24 protein-coding genes are annotated in these 17,602 nt (G+C 69.3%); 14 read left to right on the top strand and 10 right to left on the bottom strand.

Translation table 11 applies throughout. From position 1 onward, the window contains the following. Window positions 1-4 precede the first annotated feature (4 nt). Window positions 5-814, bottom strand: coding sequence for an MBL fold metallo-hydrolase (locus ACTWQA_RS16235; RefSeq protein WP_443160045.1), 810 nt, complete (start codon window positions 812-814; stop codon window positions 5-7). An 8-nt stretch (window positions 815-822) separates the two neighbouring features. After that, window positions 823-1,020, bottom strand: coding sequence for a hypothetical protein (locus ACTWQA_RS16230; protein ID WP_305922660.1), 198 nt, complete (start codon window positions 1,018-1,020; stop codon window positions 823-825). Window positions 1,021-1,183: 163 nt separating this feature from the next. Between ACTWQA_RS16230 and ACTWQA_RS16225 the strand changes: the two genes are divergently transcribed. Then, window positions 1,184-1,642, top strand: coding sequence for a hypothetical protein (locus ACTWQA_RS16225; RefSeq protein WP_443160044.1), 459 nt, complete (start codon window positions 1,184-1,186; stop codon window positions 1,640-1,642). Between the two features lies 1 nt (window position 1,643). Then, window positions 1,644-2,363: a class F sortase gene (locus tag ACTWQA_RS16220; protein ID WP_443160043.1), complete on the top strand. Its 720-nt coding sequence runs from the start codon at window positions 1,644-1,646 to the stop codon at window positions 2,361-2,363. Here ACTWQA_RS16220 and ACTWQA_RS16215 read toward each other — a convergent pair whose 3' ends face one another. Together ACTWQA_RS16215 and ACTWQA_RS16210 are read right to left on the bottom strand one after the other, a co-directional pair. Then, on the bottom strand, window positions 2,364-4,424 hold the full coding sequence (locus tag ACTWQA_RS16215) for an acyl-CoA dehydrogenase (protein WP_443160042.1): 2,061 nt from the start codon (window positions 4,422-4,424) through the stop codon (window positions 2,364-2,366). A 56-nt stretch (window positions 4,425-4,480) separates the two neighbouring features. Beyond that, window positions 4,481-5,005, bottom strand: coding sequence for a GNAT family N-acetyltransferase (locus ACTWQA_RS16210; RefSeq protein ID WP_443160041.1), 525 nt, complete (start codon window positions 5,003-5,005; stop codon window positions 4,481-4,483). Between the two features lie 84 nt (window positions 5,006-5,089). On the opposite strand from ACTWQA_RS16210, the gene ACTWQA_RS16205 reads away from it, so the two are divergent. The 5 genes from ACTWQA_RS16205 to ACTWQA_RS16185 all read left to right on the top strand — a co-directional run bounded on the left by ACTWQA_RS16205 (window position 5,090) and on the right by ACTWQA_RS16185 (window position 8,271). After that, window positions 5,090-5,620: an AAA family ATPase gene (locus ACTWQA_RS16205; RefSeq protein WP_443160040.1), complete on the top strand. Its 531-nt coding sequence runs from the start codon at window positions 5,090-5,092 to the stop codon at window positions 5,618-5,620. A gap of 234 nt (window positions 5,621-5,854) precedes the next feature. Next, window positions 5,855-6,223, top strand: coding sequence for an RNHCP domain-containing protein (locus ACTWQA_RS16200; RefSeq protein WP_443160039.1), 369 nt, complete (start codon window positions 5,855-5,857; stop codon window positions 6,221-6,223). Window position 6,224: 1 nt separating this feature from the next. After that, on the top strand, window positions 6,225-6,629 hold the full coding sequence (locus ACTWQA_RS16195) for an RNHCP domain-containing protein (RefSeq protein ID WP_443160038.1): 405 nt from the start codon (window positions 6,225-6,227) through the stop codon (window positions 6,627-6,629). 76 nt (window positions 6,630-6,705) lie between these two features. Then, window positions 6,706-7,554 (top strand): alpha/beta fold hydrolase, encoded by an 849-nt coding sequence (locus ACTWQA_RS16190; protein ID WP_443160037.1) that lies wholly within the window; start codon window positions 6,706-6,708, stop codon window positions 7,552-7,554. Window positions 7,555-7,908: 354 nt separating this feature from the next. Beyond that, entirely contained in the window at window positions 7,909-8,271 is a 363-nt protein-coding gene (locus tag ACTWQA_RS16185) for a hypothetical protein (RefSeq protein ID WP_443160036.1), read from the top strand. Between the two features lie 171 nt (window positions 8,272-8,442). Here ACTWQA_RS16185 and ACTWQA_RS16180 read toward each other — a convergent pair whose 3' ends face one another. Both ACTWQA_RS16180 and ACTWQA_RS16175 read right to left on the bottom strand, forming a co-directional pair. Further along, window positions 8,443-8,595, bottom strand: a complete 153-nt coding sequence (locus tag ACTWQA_RS16180; RefSeq protein WP_443160035.1) for a hypothetical protein — start codon at window positions 8,593-8,595, stop codon at window positions 8,443-8,445. Window positions 8,596-8,725: 130 nt separating this feature from the next. Beyond that, window positions 8,726-9,874 (bottom strand): FAD-dependent oxidoreductase, encoded by a 1,149-nt coding sequence (locus tag ACTWQA_RS16175; protein WP_443160034.1) that lies wholly within the window; start codon window positions 9,872-9,874, stop codon window positions 8,726-8,728. Between the two features lie 85 nt (window positions 9,875-9,959). Here ACTWQA_RS16175 and ACTWQA_RS16170 point away from each other — a divergent pair, with 85 nt between their 5' ends. Together ACTWQA_RS16170 and ACTWQA_RS16165 are read left to right on the top strand one after the other, a co-directional pair. Continuing rightward, entirely contained in the window at window positions 9,960-10,577 is a 618-nt protein-coding gene (locus tag ACTWQA_RS16170) for a TetR/AcrR family transcriptional regulator (RefSeq protein WP_443160033.1), read from the top strand. 45 nt (window positions 10,578-10,622) lie between these two features. Further along, the gene (locus ACTWQA_RS16165) at window positions 10,623-10,961 is read left to right on the top strand and encodes a cupin domain-containing protein (RefSeq protein ID WP_443160032.1); all 339 of its coding nucleotides are present in this window, start codon (window positions 10,623-10,625) and stop codon (window positions 10,959-10,961) included. Between the two features lie 84 nt (window positions 10,962-11,045). Here the strand turns inward: ACTWQA_RS16165 and ACTWQA_RS16160 are convergent, their stop codons facing one another. Next, window positions 11,046-11,699 (bottom strand): TetR/AcrR family transcriptional regulator, encoded by a 654-nt coding sequence (locus ACTWQA_RS16160; protein ID WP_443160031.1) that lies wholly within the window; start codon window positions 11,697-11,699, stop codon window positions 11,046-11,048. 95 nt (window positions 11,700-11,794) lie between these two features. On the opposite strand from ACTWQA_RS16160, the gene ACTWQA_RS16155 reads away from it, so the two are divergent. From ACTWQA_RS16155 to ACTWQA_RS16140, 4 genes are read left to right on the top strand one after another with little or no spacing between them, the layout of a single operon-like run. Further along, window positions 11,795-12,553 (top strand): hypothetical protein, encoded by a 759-nt coding sequence (locus ACTWQA_RS16155; protein WP_443160030.1) that lies wholly within the window; start codon window positions 11,795-11,797, stop codon window positions 12,551-12,553. A gap of 32 nt (window positions 12,554-12,585) precedes the next feature. Further along, the gene (locus ACTWQA_RS16150; RefSeq protein WP_443160029.1) at window positions 12,586-12,747 is read left to right on the top strand and encodes a hypothetical protein; all 162 of its coding nucleotides are present in this window, start codon (window positions 12,586-12,588) and stop codon (window positions 12,745-12,747) included. Continuing rightward, window positions 12,735-13,121, top strand: a complete 387-nt coding sequence (locus ACTWQA_RS16145; protein WP_443160028.1) for a class I SAM-dependent methyltransferase — start codon at window positions 12,735-12,737, stop codon at window positions 13,119-13,121. The genes ACTWQA_RS16150 and ACTWQA_RS16145 overlap by 13 nt, the downstream gene beginning before the upstream one ends. Further along, window positions 13,105-13,305 carry a hypothetical protein gene (locus ACTWQA_RS16140; RefSeq protein WP_443160027.1) on the top strand — a complete coding sequence of 67 codons (201 nt, stop codon included), beginning with the start codon at window positions 13,105-13,107 and terminating at the stop codon, window positions 13,303-13,305. Before ACTWQA_RS16145 ends, ACTWQA_RS16140 begins: the two co-directional genes overlap by 17 nt. Before the next feature lie 115 nt (window positions 13,306-13,420). On the opposite strand, the gene ACTWQA_RS16135 is transcribed toward ACTWQA_RS16140, so the two are convergent. Both ACTWQA_RS16135 and ACTWQA_RS16130 read right to left on the bottom strand, forming a co-directional pair. Next, the gene (locus tag ACTWQA_RS16135) at window positions 13,421-14,296 is read right to left on the bottom strand and encodes a tetratricopeptide repeat protein (protein ID WP_443160026.1); all 876 of its coding nucleotides are present in this window, start codon (window positions 14,294-14,296) and stop codon (window positions 13,421-13,423) included. A gap of 19 nt (window positions 14,297-14,315) precedes the next feature. Further along, on the bottom strand, window positions 14,316-15,749 hold the full coding sequence (locus tag ACTWQA_RS16130) for an aldehyde dehydrogenase family protein (RefSeq protein ID WP_443160025.1): 1,434 nt from the start codon (window positions 15,747-15,749) through the stop codon (window positions 14,316-14,318). Window positions 15,750-15,903: 154 nt separating this feature from the next. On the opposite strand from ACTWQA_RS16130, the gene ACTWQA_RS16125 reads away from it, so the two are divergent. Next, window positions 15,904-16,983 carry a class I SAM-dependent methyltransferase gene (locus ACTWQA_RS16125; protein WP_443160024.1) on the top strand — a complete coding sequence of 360 codons (1,080 nt, stop codon included), beginning with the start codon at window positions 15,904-15,906 and terminating at the stop codon, window positions 16,981-16,983. Here ACTWQA_RS16125 and ACTWQA_RS16120 read toward each other — a convergent pair. After that, a complete protein-coding gene (locus ACTWQA_RS16120) occupies window positions 16,980-17,525 on the bottom strand; it encodes an SgcJ/EcaC family oxidoreductase (RefSeq protein ID WP_443160023.1) in 546 nt (181 codons plus the stop codon). The genes ACTWQA_RS16125 and ACTWQA_RS16120 overlap by 4 nt on opposite strands. Between the last annotated feature and the right edge of the window lie 77 nt (window positions 17,526-17,602).

Below are 17,602 nucleotides of genomic sequence, written 5' to 3'. Positions count from 1 at the left end.
CGGATCAGTGGCGGATGAGCCGGTGCGGGGCGAGCTCTCGGGTCTCGCCCCGTTCCAGGTAGACCATCCGGTCGGCGTGCCCAGCCTGGTCGATCTGCCGCCGGAAGTCGTCCAGCGGCGAGCTGAAGACGGTGTAGTCGTCGTAGTGCACCGGCACCACCGTCTTGGGGTTGATCACGTCAACCCATGAGGCGCCCTGCTCGCCGTCCATGGTGACCATGAGCGTGCCGAGCCTGGTGCCGCCCAGGTGGACGAGGGCCAGGTCGATCTCTGGGAAGCGGCGCGGAATCGCGTCCAGGCGGCGGTCGAGCAGCGTGTCGCCGCTGATGTGCAGGCGCAGCTCGATGCGCTCGTCCCGGTTGTAGAACTCCAGCATCGTGCCGATCACCGGCGGCAGCAGCGCCTCGGCCGCGCCGGGCGCGTGCCTCGCGGGCAGGGCGGTGATCACGACGGTCCCGCCGGCGCCGCGGAGCGTGTGCTGCTGCCACTCCTCCAGGCCCACGCTACTGCGGAACCCCCGCCAGCGCAGCTTGCGTGCCGCTGTGGTGGTGGTGATGATCGGCGTGTCCCTGTCGAGACCCCGCCGGGCGACCCGGTCCCAGTGGTCGCCGTGCAGGTGGGACAGCACCACCGCGTCCAGGGTAGGCAAGTCCTCCATCTCCACAGCGGGGTCGGTGAGCCGGCGCGAGCTCAGGCCGAATCCCAGATACGCTCGCTGACCCCGATGCAGGAAGTTCGGATCCGTCAGCAGTGTGAAGCCGTTGTAACGGATCAGCGTGGTGGCGTTGCCGATGAACTGCAGGCTTCCCTTCACCTCTGGCCTCACTCCGGATACGGCGAGCGCTGGCCGGGAGGCACGCCGCCGCCCTTGCCGCCGCCTTTGCCTCCCTTGTCGGTCCCGTGCGGGCGGATGGTCCGCCGCTTGGCGCCGCTCTTCGTCTCAGGTATGGCGTGGGCGGATGTGGAGTCGGTGGCCGCCTTGCCTGATCTACGAAGTTCGGGCTGTTGTGGTTGACTCATGGCTTTTGTCCCCCTAACGGAGTACTTCTGCCACGTCGGCGGCCGACCAAACACTCCGTATCCGCCTGTTTCACTTCGGTCACATTACTTGACTCCCCGTCCAATAGTTCGCAAGGCTCACTGCTGCATCGGGGGGCGACAGCCGACGAATTCGGGAGCCTTCATGGCAAGAGCGCGACGTCTCGCGGCCGCTGGAGCGGTCACGGCTTTCATGGTCGCAGGAGTGAGCCTGGCGGCGGGCATCGGCACCGCCTCCGCACAGTCCGGCCCTGAACTGCCGGACGTGGTCCCCACCTGCCTCCTTCCACTGCCGATCCTCTGCGACGAGTCCCCGCCGGACGACACCTCCTCGAGCACCCCCGCACCCGAGGATTCCTGGTCGGGCGAGCCCGCACCGGACGAGGAGCCCTGGGCCCACCAGCCAGGGCCCGAGGCGCATGAGGATCCGTGGCGGCCGACGGGCGAGCGCGAGCACAAGGTGCCCGAAGGGCATCCGGAGACCGGCGGGGGCGGGCTCACGCAGGACGGCGCGGTGTGGCCGTTCGCGCTGGGCGGGGCCGCGCTGCTGACCGGGGCCGGGCTGGCCGGGTTCGCGGTACGGCGCCGCGGGGATGCCGCCTAGGGTGGCCGGCAGCTCGCGCGCTCCCGCTGAAGCGGCCGGTGGGTCGCGCGCTCCTGCCGACGCGACGACGCGTGCTCGCGGAAATCGGCTGATCCTGGCCATCGCGGGCGTCATCACCCTGGCCGGGGCGCTGCTGATCTGGTCCGGGCTGAGCGGCATCGTGGGCGGCGAGCTCGAGACGACGCCGGTCGCGACCGCACGCCCGGCGCCGATCACCGGCGTGCCGCTCTCCAAGATGGCCAGGCCCATGGAGGCCGCCCGTCCCACCGCCGTCTACATCCCGTCCATCGGCGTCGCCGCGCCGCTGACGGAGCTGGGCCTGGACACGCGCGGCGCCATCGAGAACCCGCCGCTCGACGCCCCGAACCTGGCCGGCTGGTACCGCTACGGCCCCGTCCCCGGCCAGCGTGGCGCCGCCGTGATCACCGGGCATCTCGACACCAGGAGCGGCCCCGCCGTCTTCGCCCGCCTCAAGGAGGTCAAGCGCGGCGACCAGGTCCAGGTGCTGCGGGCCGACCGCTCGGTGGCCGTCTTCGTCGTCGACAAGGTCGAACACACGCCGAAGACGCGCTTCCCCGCCAAGAAGGTCTACGGCAAGCTCGCCTATCCGGGGCTGCGGCTGGTGACCTGCGGCGGGGCGTTCGACCGGCAGGCGCACAGCTACCGGGACAACACGATCGTGTACGCGCACCTGGCGGCCCCGTACTATCCCAAAGGCTGATCACGGGTCCCGCGGCAGCCCCAGCACCCGCTCGGCGATGATGTTGAGCTGCACCTCCGTGGTGCCGCCGCCGATCGTGAACGCGCGGGTGGTGAGGATCATGCGGTTCCAGTACGGGTCCGCCGGGGCCAGCGACCAGCAGAACTCCGAGATCGCCTGCGCGTGCCGCATGCCGAGCAGCTTGCGGACGCTGGAGGCCGCTCCGGGATCCGTGCCGGACAGCTTCGAGAGCGTCACGCGCAGGCCGAGCGCCGAGATGGCCTGGCCCTCCGCCCACAGACGTCCCGCCTGCTCGCGCTGCGCCTGCCGGAGCTCGGGCAGATGGGCGATCAGTTTGACCATGTCGGTGTGTTGCGAGCCGGGACCCCAGGAATCGCCGAGCGCGACGCGTTCGTGGGACAGCGTGTCGCGGGCGACCCGCCAGCCCGCGTTCACCTCGCCGACGACCAGGTCGTCCGGCACGAAGACGTCGTCGAGGAACACCTCGTTGAAGATCTCCTCACCGTTGATCTCCTTGAGCGGCCTGACGGTGATCCCGGGGGAGGACATGTCCACCAGGAAGTAGGAGATCCCGTCGTGCTTCGGCCGCTCGGGCGCGGTGCGGGCGAGGCAGATGCCCCAGTGGGCGTACTGCGCGAGCGACGTCCAGATCTTCTGCCCGCTCAGCGACCAGCCGCCCTCCACCTTCGTGGCCTTGGTCGACAGCCCGGCCAGGTCGGAGCCGGCTCCGGGCTCGCTGAACAGCTGGCACCAGACGATCTCGCCGGTCAGCGTGCCAGGGAGGAAACGTTCCTGCTGCTCGCGGGTGCCGTACCGGACGATGGACGGGACCGCCCAGGCGGCGATGCCCAGGTTCGGGCGCTTGAGGTCACGGAACTCCTGGTGGATGATCACCTGCTCGAGCGGGGAGGCGTCCCTGCCCCACGGCCTGGGCAGGTACGGCATGATCCAGCCCTCGCGGGCGAACCTCGCCCGCCTGGCCGCCGGCTCCTCCGCCCGCAGCGACTGCGCCTCCGCCCTGATCGTGTCCCTGACGGCCGCGGCCTCGTCGGGCAGGTCCGGCTCCATCGCCCGCCGCGTGCCCTGGACCGCCAGCCCGGCTGCCTCCTCCGCCCAGGGGCCGGGGTCGCCGGCCAGCATGCGGTCGGACAGGGCGCGGCGGTAGTAGCGGTGGGCGTCGTGTTCGAAGGTGTAGCCGATGCCTCCGAGCACCTGGATCGCATCCGCCGCACACCGCACTGCCGCATCGGGCCCGAGCACCGCCGCCACCCCGACCGCCAACCGCGTCTCATCCGAGAGGCCGGTGTCCCCGACGGCGGTGTCCATGGCCCGGGCGGCGTCCCAGACGGCGGCACGGGCCTGCTCCAACGCCACCAGAGCGGCGGCCACCCGGTGCTTGACGCCCTGGAACTGCCCGATCGGCCGGCCGAACTGCTCGCGGACCTTGGCGTAGCCGGCCGCCGTCGCAACGGCCCACGCCGCAATGCCGCACGCGTCGGCGCCCAGCAGCACCGCGGCGAGCTCCCGTACGGGCGCGTGGGGGAGCACCCGGTCGGCGGGAACCTGCCCGCGCGGCGTCACGGAGCAGAGGGCCCGGTTGAGATCGACGCTGTCGGCGGGCTCGGCAGCGACATCGTCACGACCCAGCACGGCCCACGCGCCACCGCCTACCGGCAGGAGGAAGAGGTCGGCGTCGCACGCCCCCAGGGCGAGCCGCCCGGCACCGGCGACCGGGGCGTCGGCGGGGAGAGCGACGGTCGCGGTCATCGAGCCGTCGGCGAGCGCCTTGACCAGGTCCCCGTACCGGTCGCCGCCTGAGCGGGCGAGAACCGCCGACGTCAGGACCGTCGGCAGGTAAGGGCCGGGGACGCGCCGCTCGCCCAGCACCTCGAGCGCGACGCACAACTCCAGCAGCCCGTACCCCTGCCCACCGTGCTCCTCCGGAAGATGCAGCCCCATGAGCCCTTGCCCGGCGAGGGCCGCGTGCTCGACGGTCCGCTCCGCCAGCCCTCGAACGGAGGCGGCCAATGCCAGGTGTTCCTCGCTCAGCCCGATCCCCATGAGCCGAATCTAGAACCTTATTCGGTCAATCGCCAGCCGGACCCGGAAGGAGCCCTTCACTCCTGCCGGGTGGGCTGCACGGCCCGGCGGCGCGTCAGCACGCGAGTGGTGCCGCCGTCATCCTCTGCTATGTCCCGGACGTGCTCGAATCCAATCCTGTGCAGCACGGCCAGCGAGGCACTGTTCGACGCCGCCACGGTGGCGTACACCTCCGTGAGCCCCAGGGAGTCGAAGCCGTAGGCGACGATCGCCTCGGCCAGTTCTCTCCCCAGTCCCGATCCCCACACATCAGGGGCCAGTGCGTAGATGATCTCGTAGCCTTGGACGACGTCGGTCTGCTTGATCTCACCGTGTCCGATCAAACGACCGTCCCGGCGAACGGCCCAGACGTCGAACAGATCCTGGGCATAGACCTTCGTGAAGATCCGTCCGAACAGCGCGCGGTCCTCCGCCTCGGGAGCAGGACCGTCGCCCATCCACTGCGAGACCCTCCGGTCCTGGAACAGGGCGACGAAGTCTTCCTGGTCTTCGGGGACGTACGGCTCCAGCAGCAGGCGCTCAGTGCGCAGCGTCGGGGTCATGGACGGCGAAGCTAGCCGTGCGCCGGCTCTCCCGGCAAATCGCCTCGATCGCTCCTTCGCGACTGCTGCGACAGTATTGACGGCATGCTCATCGTCATCGGCGGCCTGCCCGCGACGGGAAAGACCACACTCGCCCGCCTCCTCGCCGAGCACATGGGCGCCGTGCACCTGCGCATCGACACCATCGAGCAGGCGATCGTCCGTTCCGGCCTGGCCGGTCAACCCCTCGGCCCCGTCGGCTACGCCGTCGGGTACGCCCTGGCCGGAGACCACCTTCGGGGCGGACTCACCGTGATCGCGGAATCCGTCAACCCGCTGGCGATCACCCGTGACGCCTGGCGAGACGTGGGGACCGAGGCGCACGTACCGACCGCGGAGGTGGAGGTGATCTGCTCCGACCCGATCGAGCACCGGCACCGTGCGACCTCGCGCTCGACCGACATCCCTGACCTCCACCTTCCCGACTGGCAGCAGATCATCGACCGCGCATACGAACCTTGGGATCGGGAGCACATCGTCATCGACACGGCCGGGCAGACTCCAGACGACTCGCTCAATGTTCTCCTGCGCGCCCTGCACGACGGTCGGCACGCAGGCGAAAACCATTGGCGGTAGGCCATCCGGCGCCGTTACCCTCGCAGGTGGCCGAGTCGAACGGGCGGGTCATGCCGCCGTGGAAGGGGTGGGTTGATGTCTGGCACCGCGCCAAGTGCGCCTCGACGTGTTGCCGGCGAATCCTGCCTCTGACGCATCACTTCTGACATCGTCTCGACGGGGCCGGGCCGGCCGCGGCTGGCGCACTTCCTTGCTGTCTTCACCCCCATTCGTTTCCGGCAAGGAGTACCCGCGTTGTCTGCCAACGGCAAACCACGTTCCATCGTCAACACCGAGACCTTCCAGTGCGTCCGCTGCGGCCTGACCGTGACGGCGACCGCCCCTGACGGCAGCCGCCGCAACCACTGCCCAAGCTGCCTGCACTCACAGCACGTGCTCGACCGCATGGAGGGCGGCCCGTCCGAGTGCCGCTCGCGGATGATCCCGATCTCGATCGCGGTCCTCCGCACCGGCGACTGGATGATCATCCATCGCTGCACCCGTTGCGGTGAGCTGACGTCCAACCCCATCTGCGGGGACGACAACCAGCTCATCCTCATGCGCATGGCGGTACGCCCGCTCGCGCAGCCGCCGTTCCCGCTCGAGGCGTTCGGTGACCTGTGACATGCCCAGGAGGAACCCGGCCCGGGAGAGGCCGCAACGGCGCAAGACCGCGCACCATCACCGGGAGCCGGCGGACGCGTTCCGCTGCGTCGGCTGCCGGCTGGACGTCCCGGTGATCGCGCCGGGCACCGCGCACCGCAACCACTGCCCGCACTGCCTGACCAGCCTGCACGTCGACCACCGCATCCCGGGGGATCGGCGGGCGGGCTGCCGGGGCCGGATGGCGGCGCTCAGCGTCACCGTCCGGCCGGATGGGGAGTGGCTGATCATCCATCACTGCCAGTCCTGCGGCGAGCTCAGCGCCAACCGCATCGCGGGCGACGACAACGCGCTGGCGCTGCTCCGCATCGCCATGCGCCCGCTGTCCGACCCCCGCCTGCCGGTGAACGCCCTGCTCGCCCTCTGATCCTCACCGGGGCCGTGCGGTACGGCCCCGGTGAGACACCTGGCGCTCGGATTCCCTGGTCGTTAGGCTCGGCCGGGTGGTGAAAGAGCTGACGCTGGATCTTGGCGACGACCGAACGCTGCACGTCTACGACACGGCTGCCGGCGATGCCGATGATCGGCTGACGGTCTTCTGGCATCACGGCACGCCCAACATCGGCGCGCCCCCGGAGCCCCTCTTCCCGGTTTCTGACCGGCTCGGCATCCGCTGGGTGTCGTACGACCGCCCTGGTTACGGCGGCACTACCCCTGTTCCCGGCCGGAATGTGTCTTCGGCGGCGGAGTACGCCCAGCGCGTCGCCGACGCCCTGGGCATCGCCAGGTTCGCCGTCATGGGTCACTCGGGCGGCGGCCCGCACGCCCTGGCCTGCGCCGCGCTGCTGCCCGACCGGGTGCTGGCCGCGGTGAGCGTGTCGGGACTGGCTCCGTACGGCGCGGAGGGGCTCGACTGGTTCGCCGGCATGTCCACCTCGGGCGAGGCCTCCCTGCGTGCCGCCGTCGCGGGACGCGCGGCGAAGGAACGGCACGAGGCGACGGCCGAGTACGACCCGGAGATGTTCGCCCCTGTGGATCATGCGGCGTTCACCGGTGAGTGGTCCTGGTTCGACAGTGTCGTCGGCCCCGCCCTGGAGGGCGGCCCCGGAGGGCTGATCGACGACGACCTCGCGTACGTCGCCCCGTGGGGCTGCGATCCCCGCCAGGTGACCGCTCCGGTGCTGCTCATGCACGGCGGTCAGGACCGGGTCGTGCCCAGTTCACACGGCGAATGGCTGGCCCGCCACTGCCCTCGGGCCGAGCTGCGGCTCTACCCGGAGGACGGGCACATCTCGGTCCTCCATGCGGCGGCTGACGCCTTGGAATGGCTCGGCGTGAACGCCGCTGCATGAGGCCTCGAAAGTCAAACGTCGCACGTGTTTCGATCTGAGCCATAAAGGCGGCTCAGCCCCACATTCACCAGAGTTGTCCGACGCCGCGCGGCGCACGCGGATCCGGGATCAGCTTTCGCCGCCGAGAGCGAATAAAACCGGCAAATCGCCTCATTTTGTTTTATTTCATGAAAGCTCAAATAGGGCCATGGATGCGTTAGAATCAGGCAAACACACGAAAGCCCCCCGTTTACTGCACACTTATCCAGGAAAGAAGATGCACGGATAGCATATTTGGCTGCCATTCATCAACATTTTCCCAATCATTCGGAAAATATTGAGAACAGGGCAACCGAACCTTTGGGGGGAAATTCAATGCCCAAGTTCAAGACTGCGACCGGGGCTCTCGCGGTCAGCATCGCCATGTCCGCTGCCGCCGTCACGCTGGCCTCGACCGCCTACGCCGGAGGCGCGCCGCCACAGCCCAAGGGGCAGCCCGTCAAGGAGCAGCCCGTCGTAAGCCACGCCAAGCCAAAGATCCACCACCACCACTACAGTTACCACCACCGCCAGAAGCAGAAGGCCCGCCTCTGGATCCACAACAACAACCATCAGGACGAGAAGCAGGACACGCGCCAGGACCAGGACCAGGCCCATGCCCAGGTCGAGAAGCAGATCTCAGACAACGAGTCGTATTCGACCAACAAGTTGTTTGCGCCGATTGCCGACGGCTCGTAGTCCCGTAGAGCGCTCGCAGGAGCGCGTTTGAATGGTCGAGCGGCGATCACGTGACCTTGTCCAGGTCGTAGTGAACCGCGGCAGAGTGCCTGTGTCCCGCAGTGGCTTCACCTACTCCGACGAGAGGCAATGAGCCGGCGCGGGACACAGGCACTCCGTTTCATCGCCGCCTTACCCGGCTCCGATGCCGGCCTGGATGTTCTCGGCGGCCTCCTGCGGGCTGATGTCCGCCGCTTGAGCGGCGCCCTGCAGATCCTGTGCGGTGATGTTGGCCGGATTGCCGTGATCGTCGTTCGGCTCTCCGCAGCCACAGCTCAGACACATGTCAGTCTCCCCCCTGTGAGCCCGCACCACCTACCCGGCAGCCGACGACGAAACAGGCGTGCCGTGGTATCGAGGGTCGGGCTTGGGGCATCAGCGTCTGGGCTTACGTGCAGGTGTTGCCGTGGGTTCGTCATGCCGGGGTGGGCTGGTTGTAGAGCCAGCCGGTGGCCCTTTCGTAGAAGTGGCGGAAGAAGACCGGCATGACGAGGTCGTTGATTCGGCGTTCGATCGGTCCGGCGGTCTTGGCGTCGCGGTTGTCACTGGCGGCCTTGACCATCTTGGCGATGCGGGTGCGGCGGGTCTGGGCGTAGTCGGCGAGGGCCTGGCGGATGTCCCGGGCCGCGGCCAGCGAGCGGGCGAGGACCAGTGCGTCCTCGATGGCCATGGACGCGCCCTGGCCCGCGCCGACCGGGTGGCCGGCGTCACCGAGCAGCACGACGCGGTCGTTGTGCCAGGTCGGCACCGCGGCCAGCTTGTGCATGAGGGTCGGTCGGTGCACCTCGACGGTGGATTCCAGGATGGCGGTCGCGCTCTTCTCGTGGCGGTAGAGATCGGTGAGCTCGGGGATCCAGTCGGCGACCGCATTCAGGTCCGGCTCGTCGGGGCTGGCGACCTGGGCGGACCACCACAGGGCCCTGTTCGGGGCCGGGACGTGGATGAAGGCGCCGTTGCGCGCGAAGGTCATGTTGAACGTGCCGGGGGTGACCGTGAGTCCGGCGGGCATTTCGGCGACGCCCGAGACGCTGAACAGGCCCGCGTACTCGGGGGCGGGCGCGTTTGGATCGAGCACGGTGCGGGTCCGGGACCAGATGCCGTCCGCCCCCACCAGCAGGTCGGCGTGGTCGGTGCGGCCGCTGGTGAACTCCGCCCCCACCTCGGTCGCGGTCGTCACGGCGCCGGTCAAGCGTTCTCCCGTGACCAACTCGGCGCCCGCGCGCACCGCGTGGTCGCGCAGGACCTCGACCAGGTGGCCGCGCGCGAGCGTGACGCTGTGCATCGGATCGCCGGACAGCCGGCCGCGCGGCACATCGCCCAGGAGCCTGCCCGAACTGGACCACATGTGCTGGCGCGCGACGTCGATGCCGGCCCGCCGCACCTCCTCCAGGCAGTCGAGCGTGTCCAGTCCGCGCAGACCGTTGACGGCGAGGCTGAGGAAGGAACCCACCTGGCCCGCGGGGTCGGGATAGGCCTCGTAGACGGTCACGTCGCAGCCGAGCCGCCGCAGGGCGATCGCGCCGGCGGCCCCGGCGACGCCGCCGCCGATGATGATGGCACGCATAGTGAACCTCAATTTAGTGAATCTATATTCGGCGAACGAGAGTTCAGTATGCTTGGCTCGCGAAACGAGGTCAAGGAGAAAAGGCGTGACAACGCGGAAGATCAAGGCGGCCGAGACCGGGCAAGCGCTCAAACAGGCAGCCCGGAAGCTGTTCGTCGAACGCGGCTACCTCAACACCAAGGTGACCGACATCACTCGGGAGGCCGGGCGGGCCACCGGCTCGTTCTACGACCACTTCCCCAGCAAGGAGGCACTGCTCCAGGCGCTGCTGGAGGAGATGGCGGTGCAGGCCGACCGGGAGATCGACGCCGCGGGGCACCCGCGCGAGCACGACCTCGGCGACCCCGGCCAACTCCGCGCGCACATCGCCGTCATCTGGCACGTCCTGGGCGACCACCTACCGGTAGTGGCGGCGCTGATGCAGTCGACCATCGCCGAACCACCCGGCGACGGCCATGCCTGGCGGCACATCCTCGCCGAAACCGATACGCTCCGCGACCACCTGGAGTACATGCGAGAGCAGGGAAAGACCTTGCCGGGAGATCCCGCCCTGGTCGCCGCCGCGATCGGCTCAATGATCTCCCTGCTGGGCTACGCCGTCCTCGGGGCGGGTCAGAACGGGCCGCGTCTGCCCGACGAGGAGATCATTGACACGCTCACGGCCCTGCTCCTCCACGGACTCGCCGGCCGCACGGCCGGCTGACCTGGGGCCACAACCCTTGAAGGTGTGCATGACTATGCTTCCGTCATGGAGATCATCAAGGGTGCAGGGGTGTGGACGCCGCTCGCTGCCGGAGCGGCCAACGACTGGGTGGAGCACCTGAGGGTGCCGGATCTGTCGGTCGGAACGTACTGTATTCCGGCAGGCGGGCGCGACGATCAGAGCCCGCACACCGAAGACGAGATCTACGTGGTCACCGCGGGCCGGGCCAAGATCGTGACCCCGGACGGCGCTGCCGAAGTGGGCCCCGGTTCGGTGATCTTCGTGCCGGCGGGCGAGGAACACCGCTTCGACGAGGTTAGCGAGGACCTGGCACTGCTGGTGGTGTTCGGCCCGGCGTACGGCTCGCGCGCTGAGGGTCGGTGATTTGTTCTCGGGCAGGATCGCGCTGTTCGGTGACCACAAGCCCACCGATACGTTGCTCGGAGTGGAGACGCCGGCCGCGCCCGGCTACCTGATCGAGGTGGACGCGGTCGCGGTCGTCGATGGTGCGGGCGGAGCATAGGCCGATAACAGTGTCGCTGTGATCATCGCAATGGCGTCGTGGTCGGGCAGCCGCCCTGCGGTGATCTCGTCGGCAGCGCTGTGCAGCATGCTGTAAAAGACCGTGACCAGCCAGGATGTGGGCTGGTCGCCGCGGAACACACCCTCGCGCTGCCCTCGGGCGATGAGTGCCTGGACCCGGTGCAACGGCTGGTCGTGGTGGGCGCGGATGCGTTCGGCGGGCAGCTCCCGCTCGGCGGCGGCCAGCAGCGCGCGAAACTCGGTGACCAGCCGCCAGCTGGACGCGATGAGGTCGGCGAGGGCGTGGCGTGGGTCGCCGGTCGTGTCGACCGCCGACAGAGCCTGCTCGGCCCGCTCCACGGCATGGGCGAACACCGCGTCGACGAGCTCGGCCCGGGAGGGGAAGTGCCCGTACAGGGTGGCCCTGCCGACCCCGGCCGCCTTGGCGATCTCGCCCATGCTCACGTCCGGGTCGCGCGCCAGGCAGGCCAGGGCGGCGTCCAGGATCGCGCTGATGTTGCGCCGGGCGTCGGCCCGCAGGTCTCGCGCGTCGCCGACCGGCATCGTGTCGGCGCTTCCTGTCGTCGGCGTCGAAGGCATACGCACCATCCCTATCCAAGACAGCAGTGTACGAGTTACAGTGCGATAACTTGGACATGCCTGTCCAAGTTATCGCCTCGCGGAAGGAGGCCGTCGTGGCTGACCTACCGAATTATGTGTGGGCGCTGGTGCTGCTGGGCGTGGTCGGGATACCAGCTGTCACGTGCGTGATGCTCTACCGCGGCGCCGTCGCCGCCGGCGTCGGCACGCGGGCGGCAACGGGGATCGCCGGTGGCGCACTCGCACTGATCGGAGGATGGCTGGTCGTCAGCGCCCTGATCGCCAACGCCGGGATCTACCACCAGCAACCCGGCCAGGTCCGACCCTGGCTCGCCATGGCCTTCGCCGGCATCCTTACCGTGCTGCTGCTGGGCACCAGGATTCCCGTGGTGGCCCGGGTCCTGGCCGAGCCGGATACCCTGGCGCGGTTGGCCCTGCCCCACACCCTGCGCGTCGCCGGGGTGGTGTTTTTAGTCGTGATGGCGCTGGGGAAGCTGCCGGCCGTCTTCGCCCTGCCTGCGGCACTGGGTGACATCGCAGTCGGGCTGGCCGCTCCGCTGGTCGCCCGGCGGCTGTACCGCGGCGTCGGCCACCGGCGGGCGGTGTGGTTCCACGTGCTGGGGATCGTCGATCTCGTGGTCGCGGTGACCATCGGATTCCTCGCCGGGCTGGGGTCGTTGCGGCCGTTGGACGTCACACCCACCACCGAGGCACTGAGCCTGCTCCCGCTCGCGCTCGTCGCCACCGGCGCGGTTCCCATGGCGATCGCACTGCACATCGTCTCGCTGCGCCGGCTGCGCGCAATCCGGTCACTGCCCCGCCAAGACGGCCACCTCCTGCCCATGGCCGGCTGAACGGCACCGAACACGAGATCAAGGACAGTCTGATGCAACAGATCATCAACACCGAGCAGGCCCAGGCCTGGAACGGCTACGAGGGCACCCACTGGGCCGACAACCACAATCGATGGAACGCCGTGCTCAGCGGGATCAACGACGAGTTGTTCGCGCGGCCGCAGTCGAGGAAGACGATCGAGTGCTTGACGTAGGGTGCGGCACCGGACAGACGACACGCCTGGCCGCCCGTACAGCACCACACGGCCACGCCCTGGGAGTGGACCTGTCAGAACCGATGCTCGCCCGGGCACGAGCCACCGCGATCGCAGAAGGCATCACCAACCTGCGGTTCGAACAGGGCGACGCCCAGGTCCACCCTTTCCCCGAGGGCGGTTTCGACGTGGCCATCAGCCGGGGCGGGATCATGTTCTTCGCCGATCCCGTCGCAGCGTTCGCCAACATCGGCCGTGCCCTGCGACCGAGCGGCCGCCTCGCGTTCGTGTGCCTGCGGGAGATGGCGCGCCCACGCCGGTTTCCAAAATGTGCGAACAGTGCCCATCGACACGTCCATGGTCTACGGCACTGACGCCGCCGCCTTCATCCTCGGCAGCGGCCCGGTCCGGCACTACCTCCGCACCGCCGACCAGTTCACCGTCGACCAGGCGCGCGAACGACTGAGTGCGGCGTTGCGCCCCTACCACGAACCCGACACCGTCCGTATGCGCGGCGCCTGGTGGGTTGTCACCGCCACCCGCCCCACGGCGTCGTAGTTGACTGTTTGGGCCGACGTAGGAGTTCGACCAGTTCACGGCAGTTCACAGGCACGAGGCCGACAGGCGGGGTGTCGGAGCGATCACGGCCCGAAGCTCCCCGGCGCGGGGACCCCTAGCCGCCGAATTCCAGGTGGAGTGCCTGGGTGAAGTCGGAGACCGCTTCCTCGTGGCGTTCCAGCTCCTGGAAGATCTCGCCCCTCACCCGATACGCCCACACGTACTCGGGGTCCAGCTCGATCGCCCGGTCCAGGTCGGTCAGCGCCGCCTCGTTGTCGCCCAGTTCGCTCAGCACCGCTCCTCGGCTGCCCAGCGCCCGATCATTGTCCGGGTCCAGCTCCAAGGCACGGCTCAGGTCGGACAGCGCCTCCTCGTAGCGGTCCACCATGCGCAGGGCCTCGCCGCGGCGGCTGAGGGCCCGCACGTGCTCGGGGTCCAGGCCCAGCGCCTTCGTGTAGTCGTCGATCGCCTCGGCGTACAGGTGCAGGCGCTGATACAGATCGCCGCGGGCCACCCAGGAGTACGGCAGGTCGCCGTTCAGGGTGAGGATCTTGGCGTGCTCGTCCAGGGCCTCGTCGAGGCGGTCCAGGTCCACCAGGGCGTCCGCCTTCGCCTCCAGGATCCATAGGGAGTCGGGGGAGAGGGTGAGGGCGTGGTCGAAATCGGCCATGGCCTCCTCCAAGCGGCCCATCGCAGCGTGGGTCTGGCCGCGCGAGCCCAGCGCGTACGCGCTGTCCGGCTCCAGCTTCAGCGCCTCGTCGAAGTCCTCCAGCGCGGCCTCGTACCGCTCGATCATGCGGTGGCTCTCCCCGCGCAGGCGCCAGGCGCGGGCGTTGTCGGGCGCCAGGGCGATCGACTCCGTCAGGTCCACGATCGCCGCGTCATGCCGCGACAGGGCGATGTACGATTCGGCGCGGCTACGCAGCACCGATGCCCGTGACTGGGCGGCTGCCTCCGAAAGCCCGGAGTGGTCCTTGATCCCCTCGCTCACGAGGGGCAAATCTATCTGACTAGATCTGGATAATGGCGGCTTTTTCGCGGGTGAACTCGAGGACCGAATCGTGGCCGTACCCGCTGTCCTTCACGCCCCCGAACGGCAGCCCCGGCGGCATCTGGCGGAAGGTGTTCACCCATACCGTGCCGCTCTGCAGATCCCGGACGAAGCGGTGCGCGCGGCCGAGGTCACGGGTCCAGACGCCGGCCGCCAGCCCGTACGGGGAGTCGTTGGCGATCTCCAGCGCCTCCTCGTCCGTCTCGAACGGCAGCGCCACCGCCACCGGCCCGAAGATCTCCTCCTGGCACACCCGCAGTGAGTTGTCCTCCGTCGTGAACAACGTCGGCTCGACCCAGTAGCCGCCCGGCAGTCCAGGCACGACGTCCGCGCCGGTCCGGCCGCCGAAGACCAGCCTGGCGCCCTCCTTCTCGGCCAGTTCCAGGTAGGAGGTCACGCGCTCGAACTGCCCCGCTGACACGATCGGCCCCATCGTCGTCGCCAAATCCTGGGGGTCGTCCAGCACCAGGCCCGCGCAGATCCGCTGGATCCGGCCCAGCATGTCGTCCCAGATCGAGCGGTGGATGAGGATGCGCGAGCCGGCCACGCAGACCTGCCCGGCGTTCCCGGTGTAGATGGAGTTCACGGTGACGCCCTGGGCCGCCGCGTCCAGGTCGGCATCCGGAAAGACGATATTGGGGGATTTGCCGCCTAGTTCGAACGTCATTGGTTTCAGCGCGTCCGCCGACGCCCGGGTGATCGCCTGGCCGGTCGCCGTCGAGCCGGTGAGGCTGATCTTGCCGACGTCGCGGTGCCGCACGAGGGCGTCCCCGACCTCCTCGCCCAGGCCGCTGACGATGTTCAGCACCCCAGGCGGGAACACCCCGGCCAGCAGCTCGCCCAGCCGCAGCACCGACGCGCTCGCCTGCTCGGCCGGCTTGACGATCACGGTGTTCCCGGCCGCCAGCGCGTACGCGGCCTTCGCCGAGAAGGTGGAAATGGGGGAGTTCCACGGGATGATGCAGACCACCACCCCGTACGGCTCCCGCCGCGTCAGCCCCAGCGCGTCAGGACCGAGGATGACCGTCTCGCCCTTGACCGCGTCCAGGCACTGCCCGGCGGCCAGCTGCCACAGGTACGCCATCCCCGGCAGGTCCTTCTTCAAGGTGTCGCGCAGGATCCTGCCGTTGTCGCGGGTCTCCAGCCTGGCCAGCTCCTCGGCGTGCCGGGCGAAGACCTCCGACACCTTGCGCAGGAAGTGCGCCCTGGCCAGCGCGGGCAGCGCCGACCAGGCGGGGAACGCGGCGCGGGCCGCCGCCACGGCCGCCTCGGCCTCGGCGGGGCCGCTCGCGGGGACCCGCGTCCACACCTCGCCGGTGGCCGGGTCGACCGAGTCCATCGTCCGGGCCGCGGCGACCAGCTCGCCGCCGATGAGATTACGATAGTCAGGCACGTACCCAAGCATATGCTTGCTTGATAGGATCAAGCCATAAGTCCCGACATGTCGATGAGGGCATGCGCCTGGACGCCCAAGAGCCTGTAAAGCGCCCGAACATGGGCGCATAGTCACAGAGGTGTGGGGCAAAACGCTTCGCAAGGTGGTGGCTATGTCATATCGACGACTTTTGGGGCGGCTCGCATACGGCTCCCGTTATGACCGTGTTCCTTGGGGCCAGCGGGTCTATGTGCGGCCCGGCGAGCGGGCGATCCGCGAGGCGCAGTGGAAATGGCTGACCAGGCGCGCGCCGGTCATCTCGCTGGAGGCGTACCGGCAGCTCAGGCCGCTGGGGGAGATCGAGGAGTTCCTCAGCTGCATGATGTGCGGGGAAGCCCGCCAGCAGCCGCTGTTCGAGCCGACCGGCGGCCCCGGCTCGTGGCGCTACTACGTCGTGCGCTGCCCGTCGTGCGGCTTCCTCTATCGCAATCCGAACGTCCGCCCGGAACGCCTCGGCGACCTCTACTCCACCGGCTACAGCAAATTCCTGTCCGGCAAGTACGCGGCCAACCGGCAGCGCCGCTACGACCTGACCATGAGGGCGTTCTCGCCGGTCTTCGACGAGGGCAAGGAGCGGCGGCTGCTGGACTTCGGCTCCGGCGTGGGCCTGTTCCTGGAGCTGGCCGAGCAGCGCGGATTCGACGCTTACGGCGTGGACCTGTCGCCGGAGTCCGTCCAGCAGGCCAACGAACGGCTGAGCAAGGCGCGGACCTACTTCGGCGCGCCCGAGGACGTGCCGGAGATCGCGGCGGGCGGGTTCGATGTGATCACGCTCTGGTCGGTGCTCGCCCATCTGCCCCGGCCGCTGGAGGACTTCAGGAAGTTCCGCAGCCTGCTGGCGCCCGGCGGGGTGCTGCTCATCCTGACCGTCAACGCCCGGTCGCTGCTGCTCAAGGCGTACGGGTCGGCGTGGAGCGGCTTCACCAAGAACCACCTCATGTTCTACTCCTCGGAGACGGTGCGCACGCTGCTCGGCCGTACGGGATTCGCCGGCGTCGCCTTCGCCCCCCACTACGGCGACACCGTCGAGGCCGGCACCACCAACCTGGCGCCCGATTTCGTCACGCGGCTGCGGCGCAACGTGGAGGCCAGCGACGGCGGCAACATGATGCGCGTGCTCGCCTTCGCCGACGAGGAGGCGATCGGCCGCTGGGGCGGCGGCCCGCTCACGGTCCACCGCCTGCACGCCTAGCCCGGCAGCTGCCCGATCCTGGTGTTCTGGAAGGTGGTGAAGAGCCAGGCGCCGTCGCGCTTCACGGCGACCCGGGTCTGCATGGAGCGTGCCTCCTGACGGCACTCGTCCTCGCCCGGGCGGAGCACGCAGTTGCTCGTGACCATGATCGCCGTGTCGGGGGAGAGGAAGCGGATATGCCGCACGTCTCCCAGCTGGAACCGCGTCCCCTTCATGAACGTGCTGAGCCCCTGCCGCATGCTCTCGGCGATCTTCGCCCGCGTGCGGATGTGCTCGCCGTTGACGGCGATGAAGTCGGCGTCCTCGGTAAAAGTGGCGGCGAACGCGTCGCCGTCCCCACGGTCCCAGGCGTCGGCCTGCCGCTGTTCGAGCCGCGTCAGCGCTTGGGCGTCCGTGTCCTGCCGCATGGTGTTCTCCTTTCCTCCGGTCGGTTCCGTGGCCGCCGCCGTGGCGCCTCCACCGGCACCACCGCATGCCGCCGTCATGAGCAGCACGCCGGCCACCGCGCCGATCGCCATCCCGTTGAATCGTCCGCCGAGCAAGGCGACTCCCTTCTCGTGTCTGTCACCGGACAGGCGCGAGCCGCGCCGTAGCGATCGCTACGCCGGTCCGCGCGAGC

The sequence above is a fragment of the Nonomuraea sp. 10N515B genome (assembly GCF_052245915.1).
Lineage (GTDB): Bacteria > Actinomycetota > Actinomycetes > Streptosporangiales > Streptosporangiaceae > Nonomuraea.
Note: the sequence above shows the minus strand (reverse complement) of the source record. Positions and strands in the feature narration are given on the sequence as shown.